Raw genomic sequence first — 8,795 nt, 5'->3', positions numbered from 1 at the left:
CATCGCAATGCGCGCCGACAAGACCGACCAGAGCTTCACTTCAATGATCTATCTGGCCGCGGCCGCGATAAACTCCAGATGAATCCCAACAGACCCTAGGTCGGCTGGCCAACGAATAAATGGGGGGACGAGAAATACAGCCGTCTCAGGCTGCGCTGGTCTCGAACGAAAACGCGAGGCTTCTGCTCGACGTTCTCGCGTCATCACATCGCTTGTTGGAGGATTGTTCACCATTGGTGGCACGCTCATTGCCTGATGCTGGTACGATCGCCGGCAAGAGAAAAGATCGATTTACTTGGGCGCAGGATTAATTTCGTCGTAACCAGGTGATGTTCTGATGTTCCACGGCTCTACCTAGGCTGCATCCGCAGTAGCTCGATCCACGTCCTGTCCGTTCCGATCAATCGTCGGGCGTGCTTCGGCCTTACGCATCGATTGCCTTACAATTGTTATGGCCCTTTCTACCGCGTGACCATTGCCGATTTAGGCGCCAACCGCATATGTCAGCAAGCCTGACGGAAGTGCCGGCTCTAATGTAACACTCGGGTTGTTTCTGCTAGCCGGACCTTCTTTCTCAGCTCTTCAAGATCCTCGATCGCATCGAGTAGTTGCACCAGGTCGCGGATGACATGTGCCAAGTTGGGTTTTCGGCGTCTGAAAACTCGATTTTTTTGTCCCATTGCTACACGTCTCCTCGCAACGAAAATCACTGGTCCAACCGATTGGCAAGGAGCGTGCCATCTGAGCGTCCGCGGAAAGCTCCGCTGATGAGAACGCCAGTCACGCTCTCGCGCTGTTCTGAAGAGAGGAGAGCGCCATCAGACGCCCATCGCATTCCGCACATTCGAGGAGACAATTATCTCCCCTCCCGTTGCGAGTGGACCGTGGGCAGCAAGCGACGAGACCGCAACCGTGGCGGAGCAAGCAACAGCGCCCTCAGCCCTCCGCAACGAGGTCTCTCTCCGATTAATAGCCCGATCAGTCCACCACGAGAGCTCTTAACGACCGCAGTGCCGGTGGAGTTCGAGGATTTGGCGCCTCCACTTCTACTGCCTGGCGACCGCCTTAAATGCTACCAGATGCTGCGGCAGCCGATCTTCACCGACCTCGCTCCGCAATCTGTGATCAAGTGGATGCTGGCGATTGACCAGAAACTTCCTGGGAGATCCAGCGCTACCGGAGCCGGCGCCACAAGCTTGTCGAGACGTATCGCCAACACTAGAAGCGCGCTGCGGCGCATCGATTTGGTCGGAATCGCGCCTGAACTCCAAGATCAAGCAGAATTCCATTCAGGTAGAGCGCGTTGAGCTGGCGGCTTGATCCAGTGCTGCCTGCGACATCGAGGAGCGCCTCGCGCACTGGATCCGCGTGGGGGTGCATGCGCCAGCGTCCGGTATTCTTCGACGATTTTGAGGACCTGTTGAACGCCCCACCAGATCAGGAGATTGCTGCTTCTCAAGCAAATCAAAAGCCACCAAACCTTTTGGTGCGCAAAGGCAAGTCTCCATGGCTCGGCAATCAGGCGCGTTGAAAACAGTTAATCGCTAGTCCTGCACCGCTTGATGAGTCTGCAACTGCAGCGGTGCGTGTGGCCGCCCCCTGTCTTGCGGCCGCGGAACGGTTGCCACAGGTTTGCGGATCGTGGCGGCAATTGGCCTTGGCGACGGCACTGGCGTGTTGGGGCGTAGGATTTGCTCGGAAGCGTTAGCGGTCATGCCGGCACTTCGTTCTTGAACCATCCTAAGCTGCTCGGCGGCATCCGCTCTGTCTCGCACCATTTGTGCCTGGGCCGCCGTAAGCTGCTCGGAGAGATGCCCAAGGTCGCAAACGATCTGATCTTGGCTCGCCTTAAGCTGCTCGATTGCTTGCTGCGCGTTGGTAAGATCGCCCGACATTCCCTGCCGCGTCGCCGCCAGCTCCGGGGACATGGGAGCGGCTGCTGGGGTCGCATCGTGCGGTGTAGTCTGGGTCATCGGCCCCGCTTCCTGAAGTGCCACATAGGTTGCAGTCGTCTGAGTGGTAGGCAGAGCCGAGGAGATCTCGGGTTTTTCTTGCGGCAACGACGAAGGTGAAACGGCATGCGCGAACCACCGATCCATACTTGCTCTGGCCGCATCGCCGTAAGATGAGGGGGCAGCGAGGGCAGCCACACAGATGCCGCTTGCCAACAGCAGACCGATCAGGCCGCGCAGTACCGGCTTTCCCTGCGCGCCCCGGTCAGGTGGTCGAAGCCATTTCGTGGGATTCTTCGGATGAGCAGGAGGGCGCGTGCCATCCTGATCTAACTTGGAAAGCTGTTCATTGACACGCGCGAGTTGCTCATCTGCACGTGCGATCTGGTCATAGGCGTGGACGAGCCGTTCATCCGCGCGCGCGACAAGCTCGACGTCTTCTGGTGAGAGCGCCGGACTATGAATCTGTGAGCTGGGATAAATCGGTTTAATCGGCGAATGCATTGGCGTTCCCCCATCACATCCCATGTCGCCCGAACGCGGGCGAGCATTAAATCGGGCAAGTCCATAGTCCCCAACGCGGTTTGACCAAAGCAAGGCCACAAGATGAAACTAGAGGGCGGATTTTCGGCGACAGCTCGGCGGACAGGGCTGGTTGTTGCAATATCTCCACACCCGCACCCCCGAGCTAGATCAGTTGAAATCCCGAAGGAGCGTGTCAGGTCAAGCGCGGTAAGCGGAGCCGGGTGGTTCCGGGAAATACCCGATCGACGCGACGATATTCCGTCTCGGCAACTTGGCAACGAATGTCACTCGTTACGCTTGCTCGCGAGATGCGTTAAACCTGGAACTCTCGACCAGAAATGGATCTGCGCGCGAGGGCCGGCTAGCTAAATGAACACGCGAGATCGAAAAGCTTCGAATGCTGACGGCGCCCGACACGAACATAATACCAAATATTCGTTGTGAGCTGAGACTTCTTTTGAGCTGTGGAGAATAGTGAAAACCGGGAGAATTGTGAGCGCAGCTCGCATTTAATCCGACGCAGTGAGTCGGAGTCCCTGAAGTGCCAGACATTTGGTTTCCGCTTCTTGCGACCGCCGTCGTCGGGACGCTCCTTTTCCTCGCGTTCCGACGATAGCCGCCCCATGTGGCAAGGAATCCTCAGCCGCCGCTGAAATCGCGGTTCCCTGCGCGATGCCTTTGACTGTGCATAAGCCGGAAGGTTCACTTCCAAGCCAGGAGGTGGACGTGAGTACCTGGTTGCTCATTTTTTTAATCGTTTTGAGCGTGGGCATTTTAATCGCACACGCTATCGACGCGATGCGCTCCTGAATCTCCGGAGATCACTTGTCGTTTAGTTGGATCTCGTGAAGAAGGACAAAATCATGCACTGTCTAATCGTAAGTGCTGCTCCGCGCGAAATAGACCGGCTGAGAGCTGAGGCCTCCCGCATCGCTCGTCAAGGTGAGGCAGACTGGTGGGTCGACAAGCAAGACAAAGGAACGCATTTTTGCTTTGGCACTAACGAGGCTAAGGCCGCCTTCGCGCAGCTATGCAATTCGCAAAGCGTTCATTGTTCAGACGCTTAGCGGCCGAGTTTGCTCTCTGAGAGAGAAACCCGTGCGCCGCGGGCGAGAGAGCGACACCGAGATCCGAGGGCGGGATTGCGCCTTGGCTCACGATCTGTGGCCGCACGGCCTGACTTGCGACAGATGGCCGGACCTGGGCATCCCGCGGGGGCTCCCTTCAAACCGCATCAGCTCGCTGCGGCCACGGCATTCCTCGGTTGCGCCGCCAGGCTCGCAATCCCCAAGCTATAATATTCCAACAGCCGGCTGAGTACCGCTGCCCGCGTTGATTAGGTCATCTACCGCGCTTGATGAAAAGCTGAGACAATGAGGAAATCATCCAGCTTCCGGCCACCTCGAAGTTGCGGCTTCAGCCATCGCGGCACCCTGCCCCGCCCCGACCAGGTCTCCGTCGGATTCTTCGGATTCCGATACTTTGGACGAACGGGCGGGTATTGGCGGCGCTTACTCTCAAACCGGGTGACTTCGTCAGCCATTCCGATCCTTCGCAGCCGTTCGTCCAATCTGGCTTTTTCCGCCAACATTGCGTCGCGAAGTTTGGCGGTCACCTGGTCGTGAATTTTCAAAAGCTCGTCAAGCGGGAGCAACTTCAGATGATCGATGTTCATAGCTCCACCCCCGTTTCCAAGAACATTAATCAATCAAGCCCAAGCAGCGGACAAGGCACGGCTTACAAAACGGCCCCACAATCCACATTTAATTGCAGCAACCAGCGAGGATAAAGGCAAGAGAGCGGTAACACCGTGGCGAGCGCGAAAAGCCGCGGGCGCATTTAATTCGCGCACCTGGTTGCGATCCTGATTCTGCACTGTCGCCTTTTGGCACCCGGGCACCGCGCTCGGGCGCTGACTCACACGTTCGTAATCGCAAAAAAGGCACAAAACCGGGAATGTTGTCAGCGTGATCGAAGAGATCAGAGCTGGCATTGAGAGACCAGGTTATGACGTCCGTAGGGTGGGCGAGCTCAAAATGAAAAATGGAAATAAACCGTTTTTTTGCTCGGGTTGGAAAGGAGACATGATCCGCGAAGCAGATGAATTTAATCGCGGTAATGTGCTCGGATGTGGGTTAATTCACAGAACTGCTTAAAGGATCAAGTAGGCTGCCCGGCAAGCATTCTGGTCATCAAGGTCGGGCGGATGACACGAGAGCTTTCGTCATTGGAAAAGCAAGCTGCGGACGCACTGAGGCGAGCGCGGCGACTTCCACTCGGTCCCAATCGAGATGCTCTGAGACTAACCTTCTCCGAGACCATCATCGGTCCGATGGTAAAGAGCCGCGCGAGCCGATATTCGGCCGCGGCGCCGCTCCATTTTTCGCGAGCTGACTATCTCCGTTGGCTTGGGCTTTTGCTCATCGTCCTACCGTTGGCCAATAGTGCAGGAGAAACCTCGGGCCTGCTATTTGGCGAGTCGCAGCGCTCTCAACCTCTAAGGCCCGGCAGGCAGACGGCGATCGACGATACAAATTCAAGGTCATCGACTAGACGCCCTTACAAACCCAGCTGCCTGCGCAGAGCGTCACGTTCTTCGAGTAATTCGCGAACTCTTTGAGCATTGGCAGATTGCATCTCCTGCCACTCGATGCGATCTTCTGCGGCCCACAGGTAAGACTCGCGATTCAGCCGAACTTTCTCGGCCCTATCATATTCTAAGTATAGTTCGATTTCCCGCTCAACTTGGTCCAGTCGTTCCTGGAGAGTTCTCGGCATCAGCCGTTCCTTCGGCTTTGCCTCCAGCCCGCTTCGATCTTCGGTGTAACCGGTGCGACGACCAATAGGAGTTCTTTCCCGTCGGGTAGATGCGAGCATTTTCCATAAAATTATCAGGGTGCGAACGATCATCGTATTTTGCGAAGCGCGGCTGAGGGGGCGACGGGAGCCCCTGCATTCACCGACCGAAATCTCAGGCTGTTCACGCGCGGCGTAAGCGGGCCGAGAAGGAGCGAAGGATTCGACCGTTAGACATGGAAGAAGTCCAAATTGGCCAAACTGCTTGCTGTTACGGCCGTTAAGACGACATCCATATCCGCCGAACCCTGGTTCTGAGCTGCCCCTGAACTGTTAACATAAACAATCGTGTCCGCGCCGCTTTGAATCCACGCGATACTATGCGCAGCCACCTGCGTACTACCGGCTATCAAGCCTTGGACGGTCGTGGCTCCAGTGATACCCGAAATGTCGATGACGTCTGTCCCATGAACGAAGTCGCTGATCGTGTCGTGGCTTGCAACAGTCGACTCGGAAACGGCAGCAAAGACAAACTGATCAGCTCCAGCCCCCCCTATCAGCGTATCGGCGCCAGCTCCGCCCCGAATAAAATCGTTCCCCGCTTGACCGTCCAACGTGTTATTTCCAGCGTTGCCAATAATGACGTCAGCGAAACCCGAGCCACGAACAGCATTCACGCCGGTGAATGCATCTGTACCGACGTCCGCAACATCGCCAGAGGCCGTTCCGTGGGAGTTGCCAGCGGCGAGATCTACGGTCACACCATCCAGAGCATTGTAGAATGCGATGCGGGTATTACCGTTGCCCGTGATAGTGTCATCGCCGGCCATCCCCTCAAACTCGTTGAAGGTACCGAAATCGCCGACATTTGGCCCGGAGACGCCGAAATTGGTCGCGACATAAGTGTCGGCGAAGGCGGTTCCGCGGATCGCTTCAATTGATCGAAGGGTGTCTGTTCCGATGGCAGCGTCACCTGACACCGTGCCCGAAGCCATATCGACTTGAATACCTGAAGCCGAACCATCGTGGTTGTAGAATGCCCTGTCGAACCCACCTTTGCCGTCGATGAAGTCATTGCCGGCGCGCCCGGAAAAATCTTCCGCCGTACCACTCGGATTGGCAGAGCCGGTGATAGTGTCGGCAAATGACGATCCCGAGGCCGAGCCAACACCCGAGAACGTATCGATGCCCACTGACCCATCACCGGCTACTGTACCCGACGCGCCACTGGTGGTGCTGGTCCAGCCATTGAGACTAAAAGTTATCGTCACGGGGCCTGTTGCATTGGTGTAGATCAGACGGGTATTGCCGTTGCCGGTGATGATGTCGTTACCACCCATTCCTTCAAACTGATTGAGGTTGCCGTTATTGCCGATGTTGGCATAGGGAAGACCGGTTGCAGGATCGATAGCGCCGCTGACGCCGAAATTCGTGGCATCATACGTATCGACAAAATTGGTTCCCTGAATGCCTTCGATCGAACGCAAGGTGTCGGTGCCGCTCGATGCATCGCCGATCACCGTTCCTGCCGCAAGGTGAACGCTGATCCCACCTGTCGTGAAGGTTAGGTTGGCGTATTGCGCCGTATCGAAGCCGCCGTTTCCATTGATAAGATCGTCGCCGGCAAGGCCCATGAAGTTCTCGTTGGCGCCGCTTCCCGAAAAGACGTCCGCAAACATCGATCCCATGACGGCGTTGACACCGGTGAACGTATCGGTACCCACCGAGGCATCGCCGGTCGCAGTGCCCGCAAGGAGATCGACCGTCACGCCGGCGCTTGATTGCGTATATTGGAGTCGGGTGTTGCCATTGCCGATGATTGCATCGTTGCCGCCCATGCCTTCAAAATTATTGAAGGTACCGCTCGATCCGGCATTGGTGCTGGTACCGCTGAAACCAGTGGCATCGTAAGTATCAGCGAAGTTGGTGCCGCGGACGGCTTCCACCGAACGCAGCGTATCGGTTCCGATCGTCGCATCGCCAGTGACGGCTCCGGCCGCAAGATTAACGGTTATGCCCGTGGTTGTGGTGACGTCGTTATTATAGATGGCGAAATCGTAGCCGCCGCGGCCATCGATCAGATCGTTACCAGCACGACCGTCATATTGCTCGAAAGTACCATTCGGATTGTCACTGCCCCGCAGCGCGTCGCCAAATGCTGACCCAATGACTGAATTGACGTTTGTGAAGGTGTCGTTGCCGACCGACGCATCGCCGCTCGCCGTGCCTGCGACAAAATCAACGAGGACTGCTGCTGTCGCATTGACATAGGAAATACGAGTCAGAATCTCGCCGGAAGGATTGACCGTGCCGACGATGATATCATCTCCCCCCATGCCTTCGAAGCTGTTGAAGCCAATTGGCGTACCAGGGACTCCGGAGTTACCGCTGAAGCCGACCGCCGAGTAGTGGTCGGCAAAGTTGCTGCCCTGGATGGCTTCGATACTGATGAGAGTGTCGGTGCCGACACCTAGACCTGTCACGGTCCCTGCCGTCAGGTCGGCGGTGATGCTCCCGGTCGCGTCGACATAGACCGCCCGATCAACACCCGACAAACCGTTGATCGTGTCATTGCCGCCGAAGCCCTGGAATGCATCGTTCCCGGCGGTGCCGGTCAGGGTGTTGTCGCCAGCGTCGCCGAGAATGGCGCCGGGCACGCCCACCAAATAGACCACCGCGCTGCTGGTGGCGGTGTTGCCGGCGGCATCGTTCACCCGTGCGGTCAGCGAGTTGGCTCCATTGGTGAGGCTGACCGTGGTGCTCCAGCTGCCGTTGCCCTGCACGATGGCGGTGCCGATCGGCGTGGCGCCGTCGAGGATGGTGACGCTGGCGCCGGCGTCGGCCACGTCGACCGTGCCGGTGATGGTCTGGCTGGCCTGGTTGACCGGTCCGCCCGCGCTGGTGATCGCAACCGTGGGCGCAGTCGTGTCCAGGATGAGGCTCAGCGCGGAGGTGGTCGAGCTGTTGCCGGCGGCATCGCTGAACTGCGCCGCGATCTGCTTGGTGCCATCGGCTCCGAGATCGCCGGCGGTCACCGTCAGGCTGATGCTGCCTGCCGTCACGTCAGTGGCCGTGATCACATGCGTGACCGGATGGGCCAGCGGCGAGCCGCCCAGCAACAGCTGCACCGTATCGCCGACCGCAGCCGTCGGGGTCAGCGCCACCGTGAAGGTCGGCGCCGTCGCCGACGTGAGATTGTCCGTGTTCGAGGTGCCGGTGTCCGAGCCCGCCGTCAGGTCCGGCGTGCCACCGCTCGGCGCCGCCGTGTCCAGGATGAAGCTGAGCGAGGCCGAACCGGTGTTGCCGAAGCTGTCGGTCTGGCTCGCCACGATGGTGTGCGATCCATCCGCCAGCCCGCTCGGGAGGAACGACCAGGCGCCTTGCGCGTCGGTGGTCGCCGTGGTGGTGCTGAGAACACCATCGATCGTCAGATGCACCACGGTGTTGGCAAGGCCGGTGCCGCTCAGCGCCGGGTTGGCGGTGACGTGGTCGGTGGCCGAGCTGCCGGTGTCGACGGTGAGG

Annotated in this window: 5 protein-coding genes; 1 reads left to right on the top strand and 4 read right to left on the bottom strand. The window is 58.2% G+C overall.

The features are described from left to right. The first annotated feature begins 1,378 nt into the window (after positions 1 to 1,378). Positions 1,379 to 1,531: a hypothetical protein gene (locus IVA74_RS40225; protein WP_247353642.1), complete on the top strand. Its 153-nt coding sequence runs from the start codon at positions 1,379 to 1,381 to the stop codon at positions 1,529 to 1,531. A 13-nt stretch (positions 1,532 to 1,544) separates the two neighbouring features. Here IVA74_RS40225 and IVA74_RS40220 read toward each other — a convergent pair whose 3' ends face one another. From IVA74_RS40220 to IVA74_RS40205, 4 genes are all read right to left on the bottom strand, one after another. Then, the gene (locus IVA74_RS40220) at positions 1,545 to 2,456 is read right to left on the bottom strand and encodes a hypothetical protein (protein ID WP_247353639.1); all 912 of its coding nucleotides are present in this window, start codon (positions 2,454 to 2,456) and stop codon (positions 1,545 to 1,547) included. Positions 2,457 to 3,822: 1,366 nt separating this feature from the next. Next, entirely contained in the window at positions 3,823 to 4,152 is a 330-nt protein-coding gene (locus IVA74_RS40215; protein ID WP_247353638.1) for an H-NS histone family protein, read from the bottom strand. An 884-nt stretch (positions 4,153 to 5,036) separates the two neighbouring features. Beyond that, positions 5,037 to 5,387: a hypothetical protein gene (locus IVA74_RS40210; protein WP_247353636.1), complete on the bottom strand. Its 351-nt coding sequence runs from the start codon at positions 5,385 to 5,387 to the stop codon at positions 5,037 to 5,039. A 116-nt stretch (positions 5,388 to 5,503) separates the two neighbouring features. Continuing rightward, positions 5,504 to 8,795, bottom strand: a 3,292-nt coding sequence (locus tag IVA74_RS40205) for an Ig-like domain-containing protein (RefSeq protein WP_247353634.1), incomplete at its 5' end; no start/stop codon positions are given.

Origin of the sequence: Bradyrhizobium sp. 132 (assembly GCF_023074185.1) — a bacterium.
Taxonomy (GTDB): Bacteria; Pseudomonadota; Alphaproteobacteria; order Rhizobiales; family Xanthobacteraceae; genus Bradyrhizobium.
Note: the sequence above shows the minus strand (reverse complement) of the source record. Positions and strands in the feature narration are given on the sequence as shown.